Below are 23,507 nucleotides of genomic sequence, written 5' to 3' on the forward strand. Positions count from 1 at the left end.
GGAATAATCAGTTGACCTGAAACCACCTTGAATATATATTCATAGATGATTCTTTATTCAATTATGCAACCACATTTCCGTATTTGTCCATCCCTGTTTTTGAGGATTGGTTAAAGTTAGAGCTTTATCACACTTACCTGTCTTTTGTTTTCGCGTATGATAAAAGTCTCTAAGATAATGGCTGTACGTAAATGATTTTCGGGGAAATATATGGCTAAGCAGGACGAACAACGGCTATTGGTTAAAATCGCCACCCTTTACTATCTTGAAGGACGCAAACAGTCCGATATTGCTCAACTTCTCTCGCTTTCTCAGTCGTTTATCTCCCGAGCCATCACCCGCTGTCAGAAAGAAGGGGTAGTAAAAATCAGCGTTGTGCAGCCCTCAAATATCTTCCTGAATCTTGAAAAAGGGATCGAAGATCGCTACGGACTCAAACAGGCGATTGTGGTGGATACCGAAGACGATGCCACCGACCACAGTATCAAACGCGCCATCGGTTCTGCTGCCGCCCATTATCTTGAAACCCGCCTGCGACCCAAAGATCTGGTGGGCGTCTCCTCGTGGAGTTCAACCATCCGGGCGATGGTTGACGAAGTCCATACTCAGAATCTGAAAGCTGGCGGCGTGATCCAGCTACTCGGCGGCGTCGGACCAAACGGCAATGTGCAGGCCACCATTTTGACCCAGACGCTGGCGCAACATCTTAACTGTGAGGCCTGGCTACTCCCTTCGCAAAGTATTGAGGGGTCGGTTGAGGAGAAAAATCGTCTTATCGCCAGCAAGGATGTCGCCGAGGTGATCTCGCGTTTCGATAATGTCGATATCGCCATCGTAGGGGTGGGGATTCTGGAGCCGTCCCAGTTGCTTAAGACGTCGGGCAACTATTACCACGAAGATATGTTACAGGTACTGGCCGATCGCGGTGCCGTGGGAGATATCTGCCTGCACTACTACGATAAAAACGGCCAGCCGGTCTTACAGGATGATGAAGATCCGGTCATTGGCATGGCGCTCGAGAAAGTCAAAAAATGCCCTAACGTCGTGGCATTGGCAGGAGGAACTGACAAAGTTGCTGCCATCAAAGGGGCGTTGAACGGGGGCTATATCGACGTATTGATCACCGATTATCCTACCGCGCGAATGTTAGTAACAGCCTGATCTTCCCACATCTTCGGTCTTTGCGAAAAAAGAGCTCGCCGCAAAGACCGTATAAAAATCCCTATATTTCAATAAACTGAAAGGATTCACCTCCACGTAACTGTCGCGTGAACCTGATATTCTTCCCGCTGTGTAAGTGTGATTCTCAGCACAATTGATGATTTTTTCTATAGCCCTACTGAAAGATTCTGGCTAAGGTATTAAATAAATAATCAGCATCGAATATATATTCAGACAGTAAAAATACACAATGTCACAATCAAGCCTGATTAAGTAATGACGCGACAGTGAGGGAGGCCCCTTTCCCTTTAACGCCGGGACGCAATGTGACTCAGGAGATAATCAATCTATGTGTGCAGCAAAGAAAGAGTTCATCATTGCGCTGGATGAAGGTACCACCAACGCTAAGGCGGTCGCACTGGACGCACAAGGCCAGGTGGTCGCCAAATTTTCTCAACCGCTGGCCATTCAGACTCCGCGTGAAGGCTGGGTGGAGCAATCCGGCGAGGTATTGATTGAAGCATCTCTTGATGTTATTGCAAAAGCGATAAGTCACGTCGGCGCTGACAATGTCGCGGCCCTGGCGATCAGTAATCAACGTGAAACCGCCATTGGCTGGTATCGCCTGACGGGTAAACCACTGAATTCCGCCATCACCTGGCAATGCACACGCAGTGCGGCGTATTGTGAAGAACTGCGTCACGACAACAAAGAACACCTGATCAAAACCACCACCGGCCTGCCAATTGCACCGCTTTTTTCCGCCTCGAAAATGCGCTGGCTACTGGAGTCGGTAACCGATGGTCCGCAGCTTGCGGCCGAGGGGAAAATCTGTCTGGGCACTATCGACAGCTGGCTGCTGTGGAATTTAACCGGCGGCGAGGCCTTCAGTTGCGACTACTCTAACGCGGCCCGCACCCAGTTACTCAATCTGCACACCGGGCAGTGGGATGACACCATGCTGGAGCTATTCCACATCCCCCGCGCCGCGTTACCGGAAATCAAACCCTCCAGTGGATTATTTGGCTATACCCGCGGCCTGAGCGGCATTCCGGATGGTATCCCGGTGATGTCGATGGTCGGTGACTCGCACGCTGCGCTGTTTGGTCATGCCCTCGGCGAGATGGGGTGCGTCAAGGCCACTTACGGCACCGGATCCTCCGTAATGGCGCCGGTGACCTCTGCCCAGTGTGATATTGGCGCGCTGGCGACCACCATTGCCTGGCACGACGGTGAGAACATCATTTACGGCCTGGAAGGCAATATTCCGCACACGGGCGATGCGGTGGCGTGGATGGCAGATAGCACCGGCTTGAGCGAACTTTCTGACGCCGAACTGGCGCATGAACTGAATACGCTCCCCGCCTCCGTCGAGTCAACCCTGGGGGTGTACTTCGTCCCGGCCTTAACCGGTCTCGGCGCGCCATGGTGGGATGACAGCGCGCGCGGTGTGATCTGCGGGCTAAGTCGCGGCGTCAAACGAGCCCATCTGATCCGGGCCGCCCTTGAGTCGATCACCTATCAAATCGCCGATGTGGTGGTTGCCATGCAGCAGCATGAGGACTTTAGCTTGTCGGCGCTGATGGTTGACGGCGGCCCAACAAAGAATGACTGGTTAATGCAGTACCAGGCAGACCTGCTGGGTTGTCCGGTGATGCGCAGCGACGTGCCTGAACTGTCGGCCATTGGCGCCGCGTTACTGGCGCGCAAAGCGCTCAACCCTGGCTCGCTCACTGATTTAAAAGCTTTTTTAACCGTACACAGCGCATTTCAGCCCGATATGGCCCGCCATCATCGCCTGCAAAAAAGATGGCAGGAGTGGCGCAATGCGGTGAACAGAACACGATGGAAACCGGCCCCGTCCGCCTGACGCCTCACCAGGGAAGATGCGTGACACCCCCGACTCATTAACAGAAGGAGAACTCCGGCCCATTAGCCCTGCTTTATAAGAATTCATGCTTTACGTTGTTTCACCGTACCCGACAATAACAACACAGAGAGAACATTGTCATGAAATTACGTTTAACGCTGTTAACCGCTGCAACCCTGACCGCATTGTCTTTTACTGCTCATGCCGCAGAGAAAGGGACAATTATGATTATGGTGAATTCACTGGATAATCCGTATTACGCGTCAGAAGCCAAAGGCGCCAGTGAAAAAGCCCAGGAGTTAGGCTACAAAACTACCATTTTGTCGCACAGCGAAGATGTAAAAAAACAGAATGAATTGATTGATACCGCTATCGGCAAAAAAGTTCAGGGCATCGTTCTGGATAATGCGGATTCAACGGCCAGCGTTGCCGCCATTGAAAAAGCGAAAAAAGCCGGTATTCCCGTTATATTAATCAACCGCGAAATTCCCGTTGATGATGTGGCGCTAGTGCAAATTACCCATAATAACTTCCAGGCAGGTTCTGAAGTTGCCAACGTTTTCGTTGAGAAAATGGGGGAAAAAGGGAAATACGCCGAGCTGACCTGTAACCTCGCCGATAATAACTGTGTTACCCGCTCGAAATCTTTCCATCAGGTTATTGACCAGTTCCCGGATATGGTCAGCGTCGCCAAACAGGATGCGAAAGGAACGCTCATCGACGGTAAGCGAATTATGGACAGCATTCTGCAAGCCCACCCGGATGTGAAAGGCGTCATCTGCGGTAACGGTCCTGTTGCGCTGGGCGCAATCGCCGCGTTAAAAGCCGCAAATCGCAATGACGTTGTGGTCGTCGGCATTGACGGCAGCAACGATGAACGCGATGCGGTGAAAGCCGGTACATTGCAGGCTACCGTCATGCTTCAGGCTCAGGCTATCGCCGCACAAGGCGTGACCGATCTGGATAACTACCTGCAAAAAGGAGTGAAACCAGAGAAACAGCGCGTCATGTTCCGCGGCATTCTCATCACCAAAGATAACGCAGATAAAGTACAGGATTTCAATATCAAGTCCTGATCTCGGGTAGTTGCGCCTCTGCGGAGGCGCAAAGGAGAGCATTATGTCTAAAAAAGCCTGGCTGGCGCTGGTCGTGTTGACCGTGGGTGGATGCCGCATCGTCTCGCAGCAGGAACTTGCGGATCTTAAATCTCCGCCTAATCCCCATATGTCCAATATAGACCAAACGTGGCAAAACAAAATTGTGCCGCAAATTGTTGGGCAGGCTCGTCCGGTGGCGGATTTAATGGCTGCTTTACAGGCCGAGAAGGATTTCGATAGTGCCTGTAAAAAACTGGGCTATCGCGCTCAGGAAGAGAACCCTTGCATTTTTTACGTCAAAGTCGAAGGCAAAATTGGCACCATTGATACCGCTTCCCGCAGCGGAAAAATGACCGTCGCGGATAAAAGTGGCAGCAATATTATTGTTCAGATTGGTCCAACGCTACGCGGCACACATTTACGCGACGCCTGGAAAGGCGCAACTTACGGTGATTTCAACGACCAGGTGTTGTTCGGCGAGTACGGTCGCGCCATTAACGACCAGGCGATAAAAATGATTCAGGCGGCCCCGCTTAAAACCGGCGAATCCGTACAAGTATATGGCGTATTTTCCGCATGGGATATTCCGCAGACCATCCCGGATATTACGCCCGCAAAAATTGAACCTGCAGGAGGACAATAACATGCAACAGCAAGATATCGTCGCTCCCCATCCCGTCGAATCAGAAGTGATTATCGAAACCCGCAGCCTGTCTCGTGTCTATCCTGGCGTGGTGGCATTAGATAACGTTAATTATCGGGTATATCGGAATAAAGTGAATGTTCTGATCGGAGAAAATGGTGCGGGTAAATCCACCATGATGAAAATGCTTGCTGGTGTCGAAACCCCATCCTCCGGTGAAATTTTTTTGGATGGTACGCCTGTTACGATGAATTCAACGCATCAGGCCGAAAAATTGGGTATCAGTATTATTTTTCAGGAATTGAATTTATTCCCGAATATGAATGTCATGGACAATATTTTCATGGCTAACGAGTTTTTTCAGAAAGGAAAAATTAACGAAAAGTATCAGTACGCGCTGGCACAAAGCCTGCTAAAGCGACTGGAACTGGATGTTGATCCATACACGCCCTTAGAAGAACTGGGGATTGGCCACCAGCAACTGGTTGAGATTGCCCGCGCACTCTCGAAAGATACGCGCGTCCTCATCATGGATGAACCCACTTCCGCGCTGAGCCAGTCTGAAGTCAAAATCCTGTTCAACGTGATTGAACAGCTCAAGCGCCGCGGCGTAACCATTATCTATATTTCCCATCGTCTGGAAGAGCTGATGGAAATTGGTGACTACATCACCATTTTCCGCGATGGTCGCTTTATCAGCGAGCGTCCGGTCAGCGATGCCAGCATTCCGTGGATCATCGAACAGATGGTGGGTGATAAGAAAAAACACTTCGATTATCAACCGGCCCCGCAAGGCGACACGGTTCTCGCGGTACAGGGGCTGACAGCGCTCCATGCCAGCGGCGGCTATAAGCTCAATGACGTGTCGTTTAGCCTGAATAAAGGCGAAGTGATTGGGATCTACGGTCTGCTGGGCGCCGGACGCACTGAACTCTTCAAGGGGCTGGTGGGCCTGATGCCCTGCCAGAGCGGCAGCGTTCAGCTCAACGGTGAGTGCATCGATAAAGCCCACTTCCAGTCACGACTTAAAAAAGGGCTCGCGCTGGTGCCGGAAGACAGACAGGGCGAAGGCGTCGTTCAGATGATGTCGATTCAGTCCAATATGACGCTCTCTGACCTCAGCCTGCAGGGTTTTCGCCGGGCCTGGAAATGGCTGAACCCGCACAAAGAACAGGACAGCGTGAAGAAGATGATTCAGCAACTTGCCATCAAAGTGAGCGATCCCGAACTGCCTATCACCTCACTCAGCGGTGGAAACCAGCAAAAAGTGGTGCTGGGTAAAGCGTTAATGACGCAGCCGCAGGTGGTGTTCCTCGATGAACCGACCCGCGGCATCGACGTAGGGGCGAAAACGGATGTGTATCACCTTATCGGCAAAATGGCACAACAAGGACTGGCAGTCATGTTCTCTTCATCAGAGCTGGATGAAGTGATGGCGCTGGCGGACCGCATTCTGGTGATGGCTGATGGCCGGATCACCGCTGATGTCCCCCGTCATGCAGTCACCCGCGAGAAGTTGATCGCGGCTTCTACACCGCAAGATTAATCAGGCTGGAATCCATCATGAACCAGAAATATATGATTTACATGTACCTGCTGAAGGCCAGAACGTTTATCGCTCTGCTGCTGGTCATCGCATTCTTCAGCGTGATGGTACCGAATTTCCTGACCACATCTAACCTACTGATTATGACCCAGCACGTTGCCATTACCGGCTTGCTGGCGATTGGAATGACGCTGGTGATCCTGACTGGCGGCATTGACCTGTCGGTCGGCGCCGTTGCCGGTATCTGCGGCATGGTGGCGGGTGCGTTACTCACCAATGGGTTACCCATCTGGGGCGGCAACATTATCTTCTTCAACGTGCCGGAAGTGATCCTCTGTGTCGCCATCTTTGGCGTTCTCGTTGGGTTCGTCAATGGCGCCGTCATCACCCGCTTTGGCGTTGCGCCTTTCATCTGTACTCTCGGTATGATGTATGTTGCCAGGGGCTCAGCCCTGCTGTTTAACGACGGCAGCACCTACCCCAACCTTAACGGTATGGAGGCGCTGGGAAATACCGGTTTTGCCACCCTTGGCTCCGGCACATTGCTTGGAATTTACCTGCCTATCTGGCTGATGATCGCCTTCCTGGTGTTGGGCTACTGGATCACCACCAAAACCCCGCTTGGTCGCTACATCTACGCGATTGGCGGTAACGAATCCGCCGCGCGACTCGCCGGCGTACCTATCGTCAAAGCCAAAATTTTCGTGTACGCCTTCTCCGGGTTGTGTGCTGCCTTCGTTGGGCTGATTGTCGCCTCCCAGTTACAAACCTCTCACCCGATGACCGGCAACATGTTTGAGATGGACGCCATCGGCGCCACCGTTTTAGGCGGGACCGCGCTCGCGGGTGGTCGCGGACGCGTATCTGGATCCATCATCGGGGCCTTCGTCATCGTTTTTCTGGCCGATGGCATGGTGATGATGGGCGTCAGCGATTTCTGGCAAATGGTCATTAAGGGCGTCGTTATCGTCACCGCCGTGGTTGTCGACCAGTTCCAGCAAAAGCTACAGAACAAAGTCATTCTGATGCGTCGTCATGAAGAAAAAGAGGCGACAGCACCCTCAGCAAATACCGTATCCAGTTAAGTAGCATCACTGCGCCGGGCATTGCGTGTCCGGCTTATACAGGGGAAAGAAATATGCAACGTGATTTTCATGGTAAGACGGTCGTCATCACCGGTGCATGCCGGGGAATTGGCGCGGGTATCGCCGAACGTTTCGCCCGGGACGGCGCAAACCTGGTGATGGTCTCCAACGCTGAGCGCGTTCACGAAACGGCAGAACAGCTGCGCCAGCGCTACCAGGCTGACATTTTATCACTACAGGTTGATGTCACTAACGAAGAACAGGTGCAAGCACTGTATGAGCAAGCTGCTGCACGCTTTGGCTCGATTGATGTCTCTATTCAGAACGCGGGCGTGATCACCATTGATTATTTTGACCGGATGCCGAAAGCGGATTTTGAAAAAACCCTCGCCGTCAATACTACTGGCGTGTGGCTCTGCTGCCGGGAAGCGGCGAAATATATGGTTAAACAGAATTACGGCTGCCTGATTAATACCTCTTCCGGCCAGGGACGTCAGGGCTTTATCTATACCCCGCACTACGCCGCCAGCAAAATGGGTGTAATTGGTATCACGCAAAGCCTGGCGCATGAACTGGCACCGTGGAACATTACCGTCAACGCCTTCTGTCCGGGGATCATCGAAAGCGAAATGTGGGATTACAACGATCGCGTCTGGGGCCAGATCCTCAGTACCGATGAAAAACGCTATGGCAAAGGTGAACTGATGGCGGAATGGGTTAAGGGCATCCCCATGAAACGCGCAGGTAAACCTGAAGATGTCGCCGGACTGGTTGCCTTCCTGGCCTCTGACGATGCGCGCTATCTTACCGGACAAACCATCAACATTGATGGTGGCCTGATTATGTCGTAATACCCGACGGGTATTTGTGAAGAGAGTTATCACTATGATCGCAAAAGATTTTGCTCAACAACTGTTTAACCTACAAGGACGCGTCGCTTTCGTCACTGGCGCCGGTAGCGGCATCGGTCAGACCATAGCCTGGGCGCTGGCCAGCGCGGGCGCACGGGTTGTCTGTTTTGATCTGCGCGAAGACAGCGGGCTGAAAGAGACCGTTGATCATATCGAAGCAATAGGCGGCCAGGCGGCATGCTATACGGGGGATGTTCGTCAGCTCAGCGATCTACGCGCCGCCGTCGCCCTCACCAAAGAGCGGTTTGGTCGTCTGGATATCGCGGTCAACGCTGCCGGTATCGCCAACGCCAACCCGGCGCTGGAAATGGAAAGTGAACAGTGGCAGCGCGTTATCGACATCAACCTCACGGGCGTATGGAACTCCTGTAAGGCCGAAGCGGAACTGATGCTGGAATCTGGCGGCGGCTCAATCATCAACATCGCCTCTATGTCCGGAATCATCGTCAACCGTGGCCTTGAACAGGCGCATTACAACAGTTCGAAAGCGGGGGTTATTCATCTCTCGAAAAGTCTGGCGATGGAATGGATTGAGAAAGGCATTCGCGTGAACTCAATCAGCCCGGGTTACACCGCGACACCGATGAACACCCGCCCTGAAATGGTTCATCAGACGCGTGAATTTGAGAGCCAGACGCCGATTCAGCGAATGGCAAAAGTTGAAGAGATGGCAGGCCCGGCGCTGTTCCTCGCCAGTGATGCGGCCTCGTTTTGCACCGGCGTCGATCTCGTCGTTGATGGCGGATTTATCTGCTGGTAAACAGAAATTCGCCCGCAGCCATGACTGACTGCGGGCGATGTGATAAAGCGGGTGCCGTCTCATCCAGACCTGACAAGCGGATATGCGGGGATAGTTCCCCGCATAACGGCTACTTCTTCGATTCGTAAGCGAGAACTGCCTTAAACTCAATACCATGTTCCCTGACGCTGAACTCACAGAGTGAGTCCCTCACCAGGAGCGTGAATCCCAGCACTGTAATGCAGAGTGCGATGACTGTCATTAAGGCATATTTCGTCAGCATGTATTGCCTCCATGCGAAGAAGAGACTACCATCCGAATTGTTCAGGTTTGGAATGGTAGCCTCAAGGTTGATAGAACTATCTCCTTGGGGCTTTCTTCTTTCCAGACCTCAGCAACGGCCTGAAGCTGGAAAGCATCAGGCACCCGCCGTTATCGTACTCTTCTTCTATCTCGATACTGTATATTTATACAGCCAAACTTCATTTTCGGAAAACATTTAGACAGCCCTACATGCCCGGGAACAGCACGCCATTTCCTGGCGCTTCGCGATCCAGATGAATGAAGTTCAGATGACGTTCATACTGGTCGAGAATATCGGTAATCACCTGCTCTTTGCTGTAATCCATCAGGTCATTGCCCTGACTGCCTTCCAGCAGGAACGTCTCCAGACGGTAATAGGTCGATTTCCCGCTGCGAGCACGGTAGGTAAAGCCCGGAATCGCATACTGCTGCGGCCAGATTTGATAGATAAAGTTACGCTCATCTCCCATGTGCACCCGCAGATCAAGGTGCCCCAGACTTTCGCCTTCGACCGGCGGCAGACTTTTCAGTTCTACGTGCGCACCACGCAGTGTTAACTCTTGCGCCACCTCTTGCATCGCCGGGAAGCACACGATTTCCATCATCTCGCGGGTGTAGCGCGTACCAGGATAGTTCATCAACCGCGCCAGGCGTTTTTTCCAGCTCAATCGATCCTGCATGCCCATCGGCCGCGGCGCCGTATTCCTGCTCGCGCTCTCACGGCGATAATCTTCCACTTTCAGTGACTTATACAATCCCGCCATGATAAAGAAGATAACAAAACTGAACGGTAGCCCCATAATGACCGTCGTATTTTGCAGGGCTGAAATCCCGTTCGTCATCAGCATACCCAGCGTCAATAAACCGATCGCCACCGACCAGAAGACACGCAGCCATGACGGGGCATCGCTATTGATATCTTTCAGTTTCGAGGTGAAATTCCCCAGCACCAGCGCGCCGGAATCCGCTGACGTCACATAGAACAGTAGCCCGGTGATCGTGGCAACCGAGGCGCTGAAGGTAAACGCCGGATACTGCGCCAGCAGACTGTAAAACCCTCGTTCCGGATGCGCCATCGCCTCCTGGGCAAAACCTGCATCGCCATGGATAATTTCATACAGCGCGCTGTTGCCGAACACCGACAGCCACAGCAGCGTAAAGGTGAACGGAATAATCAACGTACCGAAGACAAACTGACGAATGGTACGCCCGCGAGAGATTCGCGCGAGGAACAGGCCGACAAACGGCGACCAGGCCACCCACCATGCCCAGAAAAACAGCGTCCAGTTATTCATCCACTCAACCGGACGATCGAAGGCAAAGCTGTTGAGCGTCATCCCCATAAAGCGATTCACATAGTCGCCCACGTTGAGCACCAGCGCGTTGAGCAGAAATGAGGTGTCGCCCATAAACAGGACAAAGAGGATCAGCCCCAACGCCAGCAGAACGTTAAGCTCTGAAAGTACGCGGATACCCTTATCCACTCCGGAAGTGACCGAAATCGTGGCGATCACCACCGAAAGCACAATCAGCGCCGCTTTCGCCGCCATCGAATCCGGGATATCAAACAGCACGCTCAGACCGTAGTTGAGCTGAACCACACCAATGCCCAGCGTGGTGGCAATACCAAAAATAGTACCGATGACAGCGGCAATATCGACACTATGTCCAATCGGCCCGTTAATGCGTTTACCGAAGATCGGATAAAGCGCAGAACGGATGGTCAGCGGCAGATTATAGCGATAGCTAAAGTATCCCAGCGCCATGCCCATCAGGGCATACATTGACCAGCCGGTCAGGCCATAGTGGAAGAGCGTCCAGACCATCGACTGACGCGCCGCTTCAATGGTTTGCCCTGCCCCTTCCGGCGGCTGCATGTATTGCGTCACCGGCTCCGCCACGGAGAAAAACATCAGGTCGATACCAATCCCGGCGGCGAACAGCATAGCCGCCCAACTGAGCAGACTGAATTCCGGTTTCGACTGCTCCGGCCCGAGTTTAACCGAACCAAAACGCGAGCAGGCGATGAAAACCACAAAGACAATGTACAGCGTGGCCGCCAGCAAATAGTACCAGCCGAACGTTTTTGAAACCCAGTTCAGCGTCCGGCCAATCCAGACGGCGGAGAAATCGCTAAAAAAGATGGTGGTCAGGGAAAACAACAAAATCAGCCCGGCGGACGTGTAGAAAACCACCGGATTGATTTTGTCCTTTTCTCTGCGCTGTGGAAGGTCTGACATCCAGTATCCTCACATTTTTTGTAACTATTAAAAATCAAATTCGCAACAATTAAGACACATTTTATATTGAACGTCCAATCAAAAACCGTTTTAATGGTTAAACAAAATTGATGAATGGAGTCCCAAAATGCCCAAACTGGGGATGCAGCCGATACGCCAGCGGCAGCTGATTGACGCCACGCTGGAAGCGATAAATGAAGTCGGGATGCATGATGCGACGATTGCGCAAATCGCCCGGCGTGCCGGTGTTTCAACCGGGATCATTAGCCATTACTTTAAGGATAAGAATGGATTGCTGGAGGCAACGATGCGCGACATCACCAGCCAGCTGCGTCATGCCGTTTTGCATCGACTCCATGCGCTACCGGGCGCGCGCGCCGAGCTGCGATTGCGCGCCATCGTGGCGGGAAACTTTGACGAGACCCAGATCAGCCACGCCGCAATGAAAGCCTGGCTGGCGTTCTGGGCCAGCAGCATGCACCAGCCGATGCTGTACCGCCTGCAGCAGGTCGCCAGTAAACGCCTGCTGTCAAATATCGTGGCCGAATTCAAACGCGAGCTACCGCGTGAACAGGCTCAGCAGGCGGGCTACGGATTAGCGGCGCTGATAGACGGGTTGTGGCTGCGCGCGGCCCTCAGCGGAAAGCCGTTTGACCTGAGCCTCGCCCAGGCGCTGACCACCCATTACATCAGTCAGCACTTACCCAACGCCACTGACTAACCGAGGAGAAACCATGTCCCGAATGGCAGAACAACAGCTTTACATTGATGGTGGCTATACCCCCGCCGCCAGCGGTCGCACTTTCGAGACGATCAATCCTTTTACTGGCGAGGTACTGGCCACCGTCCAGGCCGCAGGACGTGAGGATGTCGACCGCGCGGTAAAAAGCGCGCAGCGCGGACAAAAAATCTGGGCGGCGATGACCGCCATGGAACGCTCGCGCGTTCTGCGCCGGGCGGTGGAGATTCTGCGCGAACGTAACGACGAACTGGCGACGCTGGAAACGCGGGATACCGGCAAACCGTTCAGCGAAACCGCCAGCGTCGATATCGCCACGGGAGCCGACGTACTGGAATACTACGCCGGGCTGATCCCCGCGCTGGAAGGCAGCCAAATCCCCCTGCGCGAGACTGCGTTCGTCTACACTCGCCGCGAGCCGCTGGGCGTCGTCGCCGGGATTGGCGCATGGAATTACCCGATCCAGATCGCGCTGTGGAAATCCGCGCCGGCGCTGGCGGCAGGCAATGCCATGATCTTCAAACCCAGCGAAGTCACCCCGCTGACCGCCCTGAAGCTGGCAGAAATCTACAGCGAAGCCGGTCTGCCAGACGGCGTCTTTAATGTCCTGCCGGGCGAGGGCGCGGAAACGGGCCGCTATCTGACTGAACATCCGGGCATTGCCAAAGTCTCCTTCACCGGCGGCGTCGCCAGCGGTAAAAAAGTGATGGCGAACGCTGCCGCATCCTCACTCAAAGCGGTGACGATGGAACTGGGTGGGAAATCGCCGCTGATCGTTTTTGAAGATGCCAACATTAACCTTGCCGCAGATATTGCGATGATGGCGAATTTCTACAGCTCCGGTCAGGTCTGCACAAACGGGACGCGCGTGTTTATACCGGCACGGATGAAAAGCGCATTCGAGCAGACCATTTTGTCTCGCGTGGCGCGGATCCGCGCAGGCGATCTGTTTGATTCCGCCACTAACTTTGGCCCGCTGGTTAGCTTCCCGCATCGTGAAAACGTCCTGCGCTACATCGAAAACGGTAAAAACGAAGGTGCGACGCTGCTCTGCGGCGGCGATGTGCTGAAAGGCAAAGATTTCGATCATGGCGCCTGGGTTGCCCCAACGGTGTTCACCGACTGCCGTGATGAGATGACTATCGTACGCGAAGAGATCTTCGGCCCGGTGATGACGATTCTGACCTACGAGAGCGAAGACGAGGTCATCCGCCGCGCCAACGACACCGACTACGGTCTGGCGGCAGGCGTGGTCACTGAGGATCTCAACCGCGCGCATCGCGTCATTCACCAACTGCAAGCCGGGATCTGCTGGATCAACACCTGGGGGGAATCGCCCGCAGAAATGCCGGTTGGCGGCTACAAGCATTCCGGTATCGGGCGCGAAAACGGTGTGATGACGTTGCAAAGCTACACCCAGGTGAAATCCATCCAGCTCGAGATGGCCCCCTTCCAGTCCGTATTTTAAGCAGGAGGTTTCATTGCATTTTGACTACATCATTATTGGTGCCGGTTCTGCCGGCAACGTCCTGGCAACACGACTGACAGAAGACAGCTTTACCACCGTTCTGCTTTTGGAAGCAGGCGGTCCGGATTACCGTGCGGATTTCCGCACCCAGATGCCGGCAGCGCTGGCCTTCCCGTTGCAGGGGAAGCGCTATAACTGGGCGTATGAGACCGAACCTGAACCGCATATGAACTACCGTCGCATGGAGTGCGGACGCGGCAAAGGGCTGGGCGGCTCCTCGCTAATTAACGGCATGTGCTACATTCGTGGCAACGCGCTGGATCTCGACAACTGGGCAGAAGAACCCGGACTTGAGCACTGGAGCTATCTCAACTGCCTGCCCTACTACCGCAAAGCGGAAAGCCGCGATGTCGGCGCGAATGACTATCACGGCGGCGATGGCCCGGTCAGCGTAACCACCTCAAAACCGGGCGTAAACCCGCTGTTTGATGCGATGATCGAGGCAGGCGTCCAGGCAGGTTATCCGCGAACCGATGACCTGAACGGTTATCAGCAGGAAGGTTTTGGCCCAATGGACCGCACCGTCACGCCCCAGGGACGTCGCGCCAGCACGGCCAGAGGCTATCTGGATCAGGCGAAAAAACGGCCGAACCTTACCATCGTGACCCACGCGCTGACCGACCACATCCTATTTGACGGTAAAAAAGCGGTCGGTGTGGAGTGGCTCGAAGGCGACAGTACGATCCCCGTCAGCGCGACGGCCCGAAAAGAAGTGCTGCTGTGCGCAGGCGCGATTGCTTCACCACAGATCCTGCAACGCTCTGGCGTAGGGGATGCCGCGCTGTTAAAAGCGCATGCCATTCCGCTGGTTCACCCTCTGCCTGGCGTCGGTGAAAACCTTCAGGATCATCTGGAAATGTACCTCCAGTATGCGTGTAAAGAGCCCGTCTCGGTCTACCCTGCCCTGCAATGGTGGAACCAGCCAAAGATCGGCGCTGAATGGTTATTTGGCGGAACGGGCGTCGGCGCCAGCAACCATTTTGAAGCGGGGGGTTTTATTCGCAGCCGGGAAGAATTCGCCTGGCCCAACATCCAGTACCATTTCCTGCCGGTGGCGATTAACTACAACGGATCGAACGCGGTGAAAGAGCACGGTTTTCAGTGCCACGTTGGCTCGATGCGCTCGCCGAGTCGCGGTCATGTACAAATCAAATCGCGCGATCCGCGTGAGCATCCGGCAATTCTGTTTAACTACATGTCGACAGAGCAGGACTGGCAAGAATTCCGCGATGCAATTCGCCTTACCCGTGAAATCATCAACCAGCCGGCGCTGGATAAATTCCGTGGACGAGAAATAAGCCCCGGCATTGACTGCCAGAGCGACGAACAGCTGGATGCGTTTGTGCGTAACCATGCAGAAACAGCGTTCCACCCCTGTGGCACCTGTAAAATGGGCTTTGATGAGATGGCCGTAGTCGATGGCGAAGGCCGCGTGCACGGCGTGGAAAACTTACGCGTGGTGGATGCCTCAATCATGCCGCAGATTATCACCGGCAATCTGAATGCAACGACCATCATGATTGGCGAAAAAATTGCCGATGCCATTCGCGGCCGCGAGCCGCTGGCGAAAAGTACCGCGTCATATTATGTGGCAGGCGATACGCCGGTACGCAAACCGGCACAACGCTAAGGCGATGTCCGCTCTGGAGACAGAGCGGACTGCCGATTATGGCAACCGACACTGCGCTAACGTTTGCCGCTGCTGGCCGTGCTCGTCAAAATTCTCCGGCGCTAACCAGCGCTGTAATGCGCGGTCACGCTCAGGCCACTCACTGTCAATCATCGACAACCAGTCGCTGTCCCGATTGCGGCCTTTGCGGACAATTTTCTGGCGAAAGCGGCCTTCAAACACAAAACCTAAACGCTCTGCTGCCCGGCGCGACGCCAGGTTCAGCGAATCACATTTCCACTCCACGCGACGATACCCCAGCGCAAACGCATACCGCAACAGCAGCCAGACGGCTTCAGTGCCCAGTACGCTATTTTTCATCCGCGGCGACCAGGTGACATGGCCGATTTCAACGCTGCCGTGATCGCGTTCGATCGCCATAAAGCAGACTAACCCCACCGCACGTTCAGCGCGGATATCCACCACGGTGAATGGCACCAGTGTGTCATCATTCGCTTTCCCGCTGAGCCAGTGGAACGTCGCCTCAACGCTGTCGGGGCGACTGCTCGCCAGCCACGTCCAGTCCCGCTCGTCTTCGGCCTGCGCATAGGCGTCGAACAGTTCTCCGGCATGACGTTCTGGATCGAGTGGCACAAGGCGACAGTAACGACCTTCCAGCACGGTTCGTTGCAGAACCGACGCGCCATGCCAGTCCGGCAACGCGTCACCAACCGTCTGACCATACTGATTAATTTCCGGCACAGCTTACTCCTTACGCAACGGTAAAATTTGGTTATAACAGTTCCCGATCCGTCTTCAAAGCGCCACTTTCAGATTTCTTCTGCCGCGGCGGATCTGCCCATCGCTTCTATACTGAAAGCAAATCATCAGGGGAAACAACGCCATGCCACTACCCGATTTTCACGTCTCACAACCGTATACCCTCGGCATTGAACTGGAAATGCAGGTGGTCAATCCGCCTGGTTATGACCTGAGTCAGGACTCGTCGACGCTGATTGCAGCGTTGAAGGATCGCGTAAGCGCCGGAGAGGTGAAGCACGATATCACCGAAAGCATGCTGGAGATGGCCACCGACGTCTGCCATAACATCGATCAGGCCGCCGCGCAGTTTTCTGCCATGCAAAAGGTGATCCTCGAGGCAGCGGCTGATCACCATCTCGAGATTTGCGGCGGCGGCACCCATCCGTTTCAGAAATGGCAGCGCCAGCAGGTGTGCGACAACGAACGCTACCAGCGCACGCTGGAAAACTTTGGTTATCTCATCCAGCAGGCCACCGTATTCGGGCAACACGTTCACGTTGGTTGCCAAAGCGGCGATGACGCCATTTATCTGCTACATGGACTGTCGCACTTTGTCCCACACTTTATTGCGCTTTCGGCCGCCTCACCCTATATGCAGGGCGCCGACACCCGTTTTGCCTCATCACGCCTGAATATCTTTTCCGGCTTTCCCGATAATGGCCCGATGCCATGGGTCCGCAACTGGCAGGAATTTGAAGGACTCTTCCGTCGGCTCAGCTATACGAGCATGATCGACAGCATTAAGGATTTGCACTGGGATATTCGCCCCAGCCCGCATTTTGGCACTGTCGAAGTGCGGGTGATGGATACACCGCTGACCCTGTCGCATGCGGTGAATATGGCCGGATTAATCCAGGCCACTGCCCATTGGTTGCTGACCGAGCGCCCGTTTAAGCATCAGGAACAAGATTACCTGCTGTATAAATTCAACCGTTTTCAGGCCTGTCGCTATGGGCTGGAGGGCATTCTGACCGATGTGCATACCGGCGCTCACTACCCGTTGTCAGACGATACGCTGCGTCTGCTGGAACATGTGGCTCCATCAGCGGATAAAGTGGGCGCCGCCAGCGCTATTGAGGCCTTAGCCCGCCAGGTGAAAAACGGTCTTAATGAAGCGCAGACCATGCGCGAATTTGTCAGCGAAGGCGGTTCGCTCATCGGGCTTGTGAAAAAACATTGTGAGATCTGGGCAGGGTAAGCGGAGCGGGTTTGCGTTAGCGGAGAAGATCCCGGACAATGGCTGTTTTAACTCAAGTTTAACAATGCCATGAAACACCCGCTTGAATCCCTGATGACCGCCGCCGGTATTCTGCTGCTGGCTTTTCTCTCCTGCCTGCTGCTTCCCGCGCCGACGCTGGGACTGGTGCTGGCGCAAAAGCTGGTTGTGACCTTCCACCTGATGGATCTCAACCAGCTCTATACGCTGCTGTTTTGCCTGTGGTTCTTAGCGCTTGGCGCTGTTGAATATTTCGTGATTCGTTACATCTGGCGTCGTTGGTTTTCGCTGGCTCACTAGGCCGGTGAAATCCCGCCGCCGCGTCGTTGAGTTTCAGTGCGTCTGACTGTGGTTTTCTTTACGGTAGGCGCCCGGCGGCTGGTTAAACGTGCGGGTAAAAATGCGGGTAAAGGTCTGCTGGGAGTCAAACCCGTAGCGCAGACAAATGTCATACACTTTTTCGTTGGACTCGCGCAGATCGCGTGCCGCCAGCAGCAGTTTACGCTCGCGAATATAGCGCCCCAGACTCTCCCCTTTGTACTGCAAAAACAGACGCTGCAAATGCCACTTGGAGTAACCCGCATGGCGTGCGATGTCGTCAATGCGCAGCGGCTGATTCAAATTATCATCGATCCACTCGACAATGCTGTCGATAACCTGAGCAGAAATGGTCATTCGTAACTCCTCTCCTGCAATTGTGTAGCCTGCTCCCACCATGGGGTGAACCCTTGCGCCGGGTCGTTCAGCTTCAGCGGTTCACCCTGCATCGGAGTGAGCAGACGGTAGGCTTTATTGCGACTGGCCAGCGCCAGCCGTTTGTAAGGGTCATCCCAGCTATGCTTTGCCAGCACAAAGCGTCCGGCATGACCGGGCAATATCGCTTTTGCCCGCAAATCCAGAGCCGCCTGCGCGGTCTCTTCCGGCATCATGTGAATATACTTCCAGTCCTGGTCATATTGACCATTCTCCATGATGGCAAGGTCAATGCCGCCAAACTGTTCGCCAATCGCCCTGAAATGTGGGCCATAACCCGAGTCACCGCTGTAATAAATTTTCTGTTCCGGCGTTTCAAACAAAAAACTGGCCCACAGCGTCTGGTTGCGCTTTATGCCACGTCCGGAAAAGTGTCGTGCGGGCAACACATGAATCATCAGCGAATCGTCGACCCTGACGGACTGATTCCAGTCACGCTCTTCAATAATGTCGCCATTCATTCCCCAGTAACGCAGATGCGAGCCAACGCCCAGCGGCGTGAGCACACGTTTCACCTTTGGCATTAACGCGGTGATGGTGGCGTAATCCAGATGGTCATAATGATCGTGAGAAATGATCAGCAGGTCGATTGCCGGCATTGTCTGCGCCGTCCACGGGTACTCGCCGGCGAACGCTTTGTTGAGGAACGAAAACGGTGCGGCATAGCTGCTCAAAACCGGGTCGATCAGCATTCGTTTGCCATCCAGTTGCAGATACCACGAGGAGTGCCCCAGCCAGATCAGGGTATTCTGCTCAACCGGCAAGCTGGCAAGATCGGTGGCAACCAGCGGTAACGGCTGCGCAGGCCGCGCGTTTTCACGCTTCGCGACCAGAAACTCCCACCATGCTGCGAGCATACTTTTGTTTCCGGTATAGCCCGGCGTGGGCACCTGATTATGGAATTGCCCATCACGGTAGTTTGCAGATTGTTCTACCTGGCTAAGCTGAGCGCCCTGCGGCGCCTGGCCGAAGCCTGCATTGAGGACAAACGGTAACGTTGCTGCACTGGCAATGAGCATAATAACGACCACACAAACGCAGAGAGGCTTCATATCCTGACCTGTAAAACGCGCTCCGGTCCGATGGTTTGCGCGGCTGACTCTTGATTATGAGTGAGTAAGCACTCATTATAGAAATCGGAAGTTTCGCGTCAAGATGATTTTCAATCTTTGACATTCACCGTTGCGGCGCTGCAAAGGCCGTGTTTCAATCACCTTTTTAGACAATCTTAAGGGTAAAGTGTAGTGGCTCGTCCGAAGAGTGAAGACAAAAAACAGGCATTACTGGAGGCTGCAACCACGGCCGTTGCGCAATCCGGGATCGCGGCATCAACCGCCGTGATTGCCCGCAACGCAGGCGTGGCAGAAGGAACGTTGTTTCGCTATTTCGCGACAAAAGACGAGTTAATCAACGAGCTTTATCTTCACCTCAAACAGAGCCTTTGCCAGTCGCTGATCGAGGATCTCGATCGTTCACTGACGGATACCAAAGTGCTGACCTTTTACATCTGGAGCAGCTATATCAGCTGGGGCCTCAACCATACACAGGGACATCGCGCCATTCGCCAGTTAGCGGTCAGCGAAAAAATCACTAAAGAGACAGAACAGAAAGCTGACGATCTGTTTCCGGAATTGCGCGATCTCTGCCACCGCTCAGTGTTGCCGGTCTTTATGTCCGATGAGTATCGCGCCTTCGGCGACGCGCTGTTTTTAACGCTGGCGGAAACGACGATGGAATTTGCCGCCCGCGAACCGGCTCGCGCCAGCGAATTTATCTCCCTGGGCTTTGAAGCGATGTGGCGCGCCCTCACCCGTGAGGAAGCATAATGGAAGAAAAAACGCTGTACGCATGCGCGAAACGTCTGGCGCTGGCGTTTCCCTTTACCGAACACTGCTGGCCGTTCGGCCCGGAATACGACGTGTTTAAAGTGGGCGGCAAGATTTTTATGATCGTTACCGAATTTAACCACCGCGCGGTGATTAACCTGAAAGCCGATCCTGAGAAATCTCTGCTAAATCAACAGATTTACCCAAGCATTACTCCCGGTTACCACATGAACAAAAAACACTGGATTTCCGTCGCCCCCGGCGATGACATCAGTGAGTCATTGCTGGAAGAACTGGTCAACGATTCGTGGAATTTAGTCGTCGATGGTCTGGCTAAACGCGACCAAAAACGAATCCGCCCTCTCTGATTGGTCGTGAAAGCCGAAAACTGTTTTCGCATTATCTCTCTTATCATCGCTCAGAGAACCTTGTACTCTGCGAGTAGTAAAACCAACCGGGAGTAGTTATGGATATCGTTTCAGTGGCCTTAAAGCGCCACTCCACCAAGGCATTCGACCCTAATAAAAAGCTGACTGCTGAAGAAGCAGAGAAAATCAAAACGCTGCTGCAATACAGTCCGTCCAGTACCAACTCTCAGCCGTGGCACTTTATCGTTGCCAGCACAGCGGAAGGCAAAGCGCGTGTGGCCAAATCTGCCGCCGGTAACTATGTTTTCAACGAGCGAAAAATGCTTGATGCTTCGCATGTCGTGGTGTTCTGCGCCAAAACGGCCATGGACGATGCGTGGCTGGAACGCGTGGTCGATCAGGAAGAGGCCGACGGTCGTTTTGCTTCTGCCGACGCGAAAGCCGCCAACCACAAAGGACGTACTTTCTTCGCCGACTTGCACCGGAAAGATTTGAAAGATGACGCGCACTGGATGGCAAAACAGGTTTATCTGAACGTCGGTAACTTCCTGTTAGGCGTTGGCGCGCTGGGTCTGGACGCGGTACCAATCGAAGGCTTTGACGCAGCCATTCTCGACGCGGAATTTGGCCTGAAAGAAAAGGGCTTCACCAGTGTGGTCGTGGTTCCGGTAGGCCATCACAGCGTCGAAGATTTCAACGCGTCTCTGCCCAAATCTCGCCTGCCGCTGGAAACCACGCTGACAGAGGTGTAATTCACTCAGCGTCCCTCCGTTTGCATAATTTCCCCTCAGCGGTCATCATTGACCGCTGTTTTATAAAGGAGAAGTTATGCAGGAATTAATTACCCAGGTCGAAGATTTAGCGGGTATTGAGATGAATCACACCACCTCGCTGGTGATGATTTTCGGTATTATTTTTCTTACTGCCGTTATTGTGCATATTATTTTGCACTGGGTGGTACTGCGCACATTCGAAAAACGCGCCACCGCCAGTTCTCGGTTATGGTTGCAAATCATTACTCAGAACAAATTATTCCATCGCCTGGCGTTTACCCTACAGGGGATTATCGTCAATATTCAGGCGGCGCTGTGGTTGCAAAAAGGTAGTGAAGCGTCAGACATTCTGACCACCTGCGCACAGTTGTGGATCATGATGTATGCACTGCTGTCGTTGTTTTCATTACTGGATGTCATCTTAAATCTGGCGCAAAAAATACCGGCCGCCTCTCAGCTTCCGCTCAAAGGCATATTTCAGGGCATTAAACTGATTAGCGCGATTATCGTTGGCATTCTGGTGATCTCGCTGTTAATGGGTCAATCCCCGGCGATCCTGATTAGCGGTCTGGGCGCGATGGCGGCCGTGCTGATGTTGGTATTTAAGGACCCGATTCTGGGGCTGGTTGCCGGCATTCAGCTTTCAGCCAACGACATGCTGAAACTGGGCGACTGGCTGGAAATGCCGAAATACGGCGCGGACGGCGCGGTGATTGATATTGGTTTGACGACGGTGAAAGTCCGTAACTGGGACAATACCATCACCACCATACCCACCTGGTCACTGGTTTCAGACTCGTTTAAAAACTGGAGCGGCATGTCGGCCTCCGGCGGTCGGCGTATTAAACGTAGTATCAGTATTGACGCCACCAGCATTCATTTTCTGGATGATGATGAAAAGCAGCGCCTGTATAAAGCGCGCCTGCTTAAGCCTTATCTGGATACCCGCCATCAGGAAATCGATGAATGGAATCAACAACTGGATGCGCCTGAATCGGTACTGAACCATCGCCGGATGACCAATATTGGGACGTTCCGCGCCTACCTGAACGAATATCTGCGCAACCATCCGCGCATTCGTAAAGATATGACCTTAATGGTGCGTCAGTTAGCGCCAGACGATCATGGTTTACCCATCGAGATTTACGCTTTTACCAATACCGTGGTCTGGCTGGAATATGAAAGCATTCAGGCGGATATTTTCGACCATATATTTGCGGTGGTGGAAGAATTCGGCCTACGTATCCACCAGTCGCCCACCGGCAATGATATTCGCTCGCTGACAGGCGTTTTCACCAAATAACTCAGGTACTGGCGCGTGAAATAAAGCGCCAGTCCATCATCACCCTTTCCGTTGGCGCATCCGGATTATCGATTTTGTTGAGCAATAAGGTAACCGCTTTGCGACCAATCTCGCGCGACGGCTGTTCAATGGTGGTAAGTGACACCATCTCAGAGAGTTCAGTGCCATCGAACCCAACCACGGCGATATCCTGCGGTACGCGAAGACCCGCCTGCTCGATGGCGCGCAGTGCCCCTGCCGCCAGCGTATCGGAAACGGCAAACACCGCATCCGGAGGATTCTCTTTCAGCAGCTTTTGCATCGCCGCCATCCCGGCCGCTGAACTGAGGTCGCTGGCATACTCCACCGCCTGATAGTCCAGATCGCGCAAATGAATCACGCTCTTATAACCGCGTTCGCGCAGACGGGCATATTTGTAGCTTAAATCATGGTTAATCAAGGCGATCCGCTTACGCCCGCTGTCAGCAAGCTGGCTCACCACGTGCTGCGACGCGTCCACATCGTTGATCCCGACACAGGAAACCGTCCCCGCATCGGCATATTCAGCACACTGAACCCAGGCCGCGTTGCCGATTAACTCCGCAAGTTCCGGCAGTCGGGAGAAGGCATCCATGGTGATAATACCGTCGACGATTTTCCCTGACAGCAGGCTTAACCCTGAGCGGGAACGATCGATATCGGAACCCGAATTGCACAGCAGAATCCGGTAGCCATTTTTCTCGGCCTCGGCTTCGATCCCTTTGACCACCTCGGCGCAAAACGGGTTGGCGATGTTGGATACCATCACCAGAATCATGTGGCTGCGCGCGGTGCGAAGTTGACGTGCCAACAGATTGGGCTGGTAGTTGCTCTCCTTGATTGCCTGCAAAACCCGCTCACGGTTTTTCGCTTTCACGCTGTCGCTGTTGTTCAACACGCGCGACACCGTCGCCACCGAAACCCCGGCCAACTGAGCGATTTTCTGAATAGACATAA

The 23,507-nt window shown here is 53.8% G+C and carries 23 protein-coding genes; 17 read left to right on the plus strand and 6 right to left on the minus strand.

Annotated features, from left to right (window positions below; translation table 11 throughout):
* Window positions 1–210 precede the first annotated feature (210 nt).
* The 8 genes from KE671_RS08585 (at window position 211) to KE671_RS08620 (ending at window position 9,073) form a co-directional block, all read left to right on the plus strand.
* Complete coding sequence (locus KE671_RS08585) at window positions 211–1,161, plus strand: sugar-binding transcriptional regulator (protein WP_206162557.1); 951 nt, start codon at window positions 211–213, stop codon at window positions 1,159–1,161.
* Between the two features lie 349 nt (window positions 1,162–1,510).
* Window positions 1,511–3,031: an FGGY family carbohydrate kinase gene (locus KE671_RS08590; protein WP_206162558.1), complete on the plus strand. Its 1,521-nt coding sequence runs from the start codon at window positions 1,511–1,513 to the stop codon at window positions 3,029–3,031.
* A gap of 140 nt (window positions 3,032–3,171) precedes the next feature.
* Window positions 3,172–4,107 (plus strand): D-ribose ABC transporter substrate-binding protein, encoded by a 936-nt coding sequence (locus tag KE671_RS08595; RefSeq protein WP_042320820.1) that lies wholly within the window; start codon window positions 3,172–3,174, stop codon window positions 4,105–4,107.
* Between the two features lie 43 nt (window positions 4,108–4,150).
* Window positions 4,151–4,771 (plus strand): DUF2291 family protein, encoded by a 621-nt coding sequence (locus tag KE671_RS08600; RefSeq protein ID WP_206162559.1) that lies wholly within the window; start codon window positions 4,151–4,153, stop codon window positions 4,769–4,771.
* A 1-nt stretch (window position 4,772) separates the two neighbouring features.
* Window positions 4,773–6,317 (plus strand): sugar ABC transporter ATP-binding protein, encoded by a 1,545-nt coding sequence (locus KE671_RS08605; RefSeq protein ID WP_206162560.1) that lies wholly within the window; start codon window positions 4,773–4,775, stop codon window positions 6,315–6,317.
* Window positions 6,318–6,334: 17 nt separating this feature from the next.
* Entirely contained in the window at window positions 6,335–7,402 is a 1,068-nt protein-coding gene (locus KE671_RS08610; protein WP_042320824.1) for an ABC transporter permease, read from the plus strand.
* Window positions 7,403–7,455: 53 nt separating this feature from the next.
* Entirely contained in the window at window positions 7,456–8,253 is a 798-nt protein-coding gene (locus KE671_RS08615; RefSeq protein ID WP_206162561.1) for an SDR family oxidoreductase, read from the plus strand.
* 34 nt (window positions 8,254–8,287) lie between these two features.
* Window positions 8,288–9,073, plus strand: a complete 786-nt coding sequence (locus KE671_RS08620; protein WP_206162562.1) for an SDR family oxidoreductase — start codon at window positions 8,288–8,290, stop codon at window positions 9,071–9,073.
* Window positions 9,074–9,182: 109 nt separating this feature from the next.
* On the opposite strand, the gene KE671_RS08625 is transcribed toward KE671_RS08620, so the two are convergent.
* Both KE671_RS08625 and KE671_RS08630 read right to left on the minus strand, forming a co-directional pair.
* Window positions 9,183–9,335: a Hok/Gef family protein gene (locus KE671_RS08625; RefSeq protein ID WP_206162563.1), complete on the minus strand. Its 153-nt coding sequence runs from the start codon at window positions 9,333–9,335 to the stop codon at window positions 9,183–9,185.
* 226 nt (window positions 9,336–9,561) lie between these two features.
* The gene (locus tag KE671_RS08630) at window positions 9,562–11,595 is read right to left on the minus strand and encodes a choline transporter (protein WP_206162564.1); all 2,034 of its coding nucleotides are present in this window, start codon (window positions 11,593–11,595) and stop codon (window positions 9,562–9,564) included.
* Between the two features lie 127 nt (window positions 11,596–11,722).
* On the opposite strand from KE671_RS08630, the gene betI reads away from it, so the two are divergent.
* Genes betI through betA form a run of 3 tightly spaced genes read left to right on the plus strand, consistent with a single transcriptional unit; the run spans window position 11,723 to window position 15,492 of the window.
* Window positions 11,723–12,316: a transcriptional regulator BetI gene (gene betI, locus KE671_RS08635; protein WP_206162565.1), complete on the plus strand. Its 594-nt coding sequence runs from the start codon at window positions 11,723–11,725 to the stop codon at window positions 12,314–12,316.
* 13 nt (window positions 12,317–12,329) lie between these two features.
* Window positions 12,330–13,802, plus strand: coding sequence for a betaine-aldehyde dehydrogenase (gene betB, locus KE671_RS08640; protein ID WP_206162566.1), 1,473 nt, complete (start codon window positions 12,330–12,332; stop codon window positions 13,800–13,802).
* Window positions 13,803–13,815: 13 nt separating this feature from the next.
* Complete coding sequence (gene betA, locus KE671_RS08645) at window positions 13,816–15,492, plus strand: choline dehydrogenase (protein ID WP_206162567.1); 1,677 nt, start codon at window positions 13,816–13,818, stop codon at window positions 15,490–15,492.
* A 36-nt stretch (window positions 15,493–15,528) separates the two neighbouring features.
* Here the strand turns inward: betA and KE671_RS08650 are convergent, their stop codons facing one another.
* Complete coding sequence (locus tag KE671_RS08650) at window positions 15,529–16,233, minus strand: GNAT family N-acetyltransferase (protein ID WP_206162568.1); 705 nt, start codon at window positions 16,231–16,233, stop codon at window positions 15,529–15,531.
* A gap of 142 nt (window positions 16,234–16,375) precedes the next feature.
* Here KE671_RS08650 and KE671_RS08655 point away from each other — a divergent pair, with 142 nt between their 5' ends.
* Window positions 16,376–17,491: a YbdK family carboxylate-amine ligase gene (locus KE671_RS08655; RefSeq protein WP_206162569.1), complete on the plus strand. Its 1,116-nt coding sequence runs from the start codon at window positions 16,376–16,378 to the stop codon at window positions 17,489–17,491.
* A gap of 69 nt (window positions 17,492–17,560) precedes the next feature.
* Window positions 17,561–17,809, plus strand: coding sequence for a DUF1158 domain-containing protein (locus tag KE671_RS08660; protein WP_206162570.1), 249 nt, complete (start codon window positions 17,561–17,563; stop codon window positions 17,807–17,809).
* Between the two features lie 33 nt (window positions 17,810–17,842).
* Here the strand turns inward: KE671_RS08660 and KE671_RS08665 are convergent, their stop codons facing one another.
* Window positions 17,843–18,184, minus strand: coding sequence for a RamA family antibiotic efflux transcriptional regulator (locus KE671_RS08665; protein WP_206162571.1), 342 nt, complete (start codon window positions 18,182–18,184; stop codon window positions 17,843–17,845).
* Window positions 18,181–19,314, minus strand: a complete 1,134-nt coding sequence (locus KE671_RS08670; protein ID WP_206162572.1) for an MBL fold metallo-hydrolase — start codon at window positions 19,312–19,314, stop codon at window positions 18,181–18,183. The genes KE671_RS08665 and KE671_RS08670 overlap by 4 nt, the downstream gene beginning before the upstream one ends.
* A gap of 192 nt (window positions 19,315–19,506) precedes the next feature.
* Between KE671_RS08670 and KE671_RS08675 the strand changes: the two genes are divergently transcribed.
* From KE671_RS08675 to KE671_RS08690, 4 genes are all read left to right on the plus strand, one after another.
* Window positions 19,507–20,088 (plus strand): TetR/AcrR family transcriptional regulator, encoded by a 582-nt coding sequence (locus tag KE671_RS08675; RefSeq protein WP_206162573.1) that lies wholly within the window; start codon window positions 19,507–19,509, stop codon window positions 20,086–20,088.
* The gene (locus tag KE671_RS08680; RefSeq protein WP_206162574.1) at window positions 20,088–20,456 is read left to right on the plus strand and encodes an MmcQ/YjbR family DNA-binding protein; all 369 of its coding nucleotides are present in this window, start codon (window positions 20,088–20,090) and stop codon (window positions 20,454–20,456) included. The genes KE671_RS08675 and KE671_RS08680 overlap by 1 nt, the downstream gene beginning before the upstream one ends.
* Window positions 20,457–20,554: 98 nt before the next feature.
* Complete coding sequence (gene nfsB / locus KE671_RS08685; RefSeq protein WP_206162575.1) at window positions 20,555–21,208, plus strand: oxygen-insensitive NAD(P)H nitroreductase; 654 nt, start codon at window positions 20,555–20,557, stop codon at window positions 21,206–21,208.
* 76 nt (window positions 21,209–21,284) lie between these two features.
* On the plus strand, window positions 21,285–22,532 hold the full coding sequence (locus KE671_RS08690) for a mechanosensitive ion channel family protein (RefSeq protein WP_206162576.1): 1,248 nt from the start codon (window positions 21,285–21,287) through the stop codon (window positions 22,530–22,532).
* A 1-nt stretch (window position 22,533) separates the two neighbouring features.
* On the opposite strand, the gene KE671_RS08695 is transcribed toward KE671_RS08690, so the two are convergent.
* Window positions 22,534–23,505 carry a LacI family DNA-binding transcriptional regulator gene (locus KE671_RS08695; protein WP_206162577.1) on the minus strand — a complete coding sequence of 324 codons (972 nt, stop codon included), beginning with the start codon at window positions 23,503–23,505 and terminating at the stop codon, window positions 22,534–22,536.
* Window positions 23,506–23,507: the final 2 nt, after the last annotated feature.

Source organism: Citrobacter amalonaticus, assembly GCF_018252635.1.
Classification (GTDB): domain Bacteria; phylum Pseudomonadota; class Gammaproteobacteria; order Enterobacterales; family Enterobacteriaceae; genus Citrobacter_A; species Citrobacter_A amalonaticus_E.

Excerpts from the sequence above, each read along its gene's own strand:
- KE671_RS08585 (WP_206162557.1), top strand. The coding sequence starts at position 211 with ATGGCTAAGCAGGACGAACAACGGCTATTGGTTAAAATCGCCACCCTT.
- KE671_RS08590 (WP_206162558.1), top strand. The coding sequence starts at position 1,511 with ATGTGTGCAGCAAAGAAAGAGTTCATCATTGCGCTGGATGAAGGTACC.
- KE671_RS08595 (WP_042320820.1), top strand. The coding sequence starts at position 3,172 with ATGAAATTACGTTTAACGCTGTTAACCGCTGCAACCCTGACCGCATTG.
- KE671_RS08600 (WP_206162559.1), top strand. The coding sequence starts at position 4,151 with ATGTCTAAAAAAGCCTGGCTGGCGCTGGTCGTGTTGACCGTGGGTGGA.
- KE671_RS08605 (WP_206162560.1), top strand. The coding sequence starts at position 4,773 with ATGCAACAGCAAGATATCGTCGCTCCCCATCCCGTCGAATCAGAAGTG.
- KE671_RS08610 (WP_042320824.1), top strand. The coding sequence starts at position 6,335 with ATGAACCAGAAATATATGATTTACATGTACCTGCTGAAGGCCAGAACG.
- KE671_RS08615 (WP_206162561.1), top strand. The coding sequence starts at position 7,456 with ATGCAACGTGATTTTCATGGTAAGACGGTCGTCATCACCGGTGCATGC.
- KE671_RS08620 (WP_206162562.1), top strand. The coding sequence starts at position 8,288 with ATGATCGCAAAAGATTTTGCTCAACAACTGTTTAACCTACAAGGACGC.
- KE671_RS08625 (WP_206162563.1), bottom strand. The coding sequence starts at position 9,335 with ATGCTGACGAAATATGCCTTAATGACAGTCATCGCACTCTGCATTACA.
- KE671_RS08630 (WP_206162564.1), bottom strand. The coding sequence starts at position 11,595 with ATGTCAGACCTTCCACAGCGCAGAGAAAAGGACAAAATCAATCCGGTG.
- betI (WP_206162565.1), top strand. The coding sequence starts at position 11,723 with ATGCCCAAACTGGGGATGCAGCCGATACGCCAGCGGCAGCTGATTGAC.
- betB (WP_206162566.1), top strand. The coding sequence starts at position 12,330 with ATGTCCCGAATGGCAGAACAACAGCTTTACATTGATGGTGGCTATACC.
- KE671_RS08655 (WP_206162569.1), top strand. The coding sequence starts at position 16,376 with ATGCCACTACCCGATTTTCACGTCTCACAACCGTATACCCTCGGCATT.
- KE671_RS08660 (WP_206162570.1), top strand. The coding sequence starts at position 17,561 with ATGAAACACCCGCTTGAATCCCTGATGACCGCCGCCGGTATTCTGCTG.
- KE671_RS08665 (WP_206162571.1), bottom strand. The coding sequence starts at position 18,184 with ATGACCATTTCTGCTCAGGTTATCGACAGCATTGTCGAGTGGATCGAT.
- KE671_RS08670 (WP_206162572.1), bottom strand. The coding sequence starts at position 19,314 with ATGAAGCCTCTCTGCGTTTGTGTGGTCGTTATTATGCTCATTGCCAGT.
- KE671_RS08680 (WP_206162574.1), top strand. The coding sequence starts at position 20,088 with ATGGAAGAAAAAACGCTGTACGCATGCGCGAAACGTCTGGCGCTGGCG.
- nfsB (WP_206162575.1), top strand. The coding sequence starts at position 20,555 with ATGGATATCGTTTCAGTGGCCTTAAAGCGCCACTCCACCAAGGCATTC.
- KE671_RS08690 (WP_206162576.1), top strand. The coding sequence starts at position 21,285 with ATGCAGGAATTAATTACCCAGGTCGAAGATTTAGCGGGTATTGAGATG.
- KE671_RS08695 (WP_206162577.1), bottom strand. The coding sequence starts at position 23,505 with ATGTCTATTCAGAAAATCGCTCAGTTGGCCGGGGTTTCGGTGGCGACG.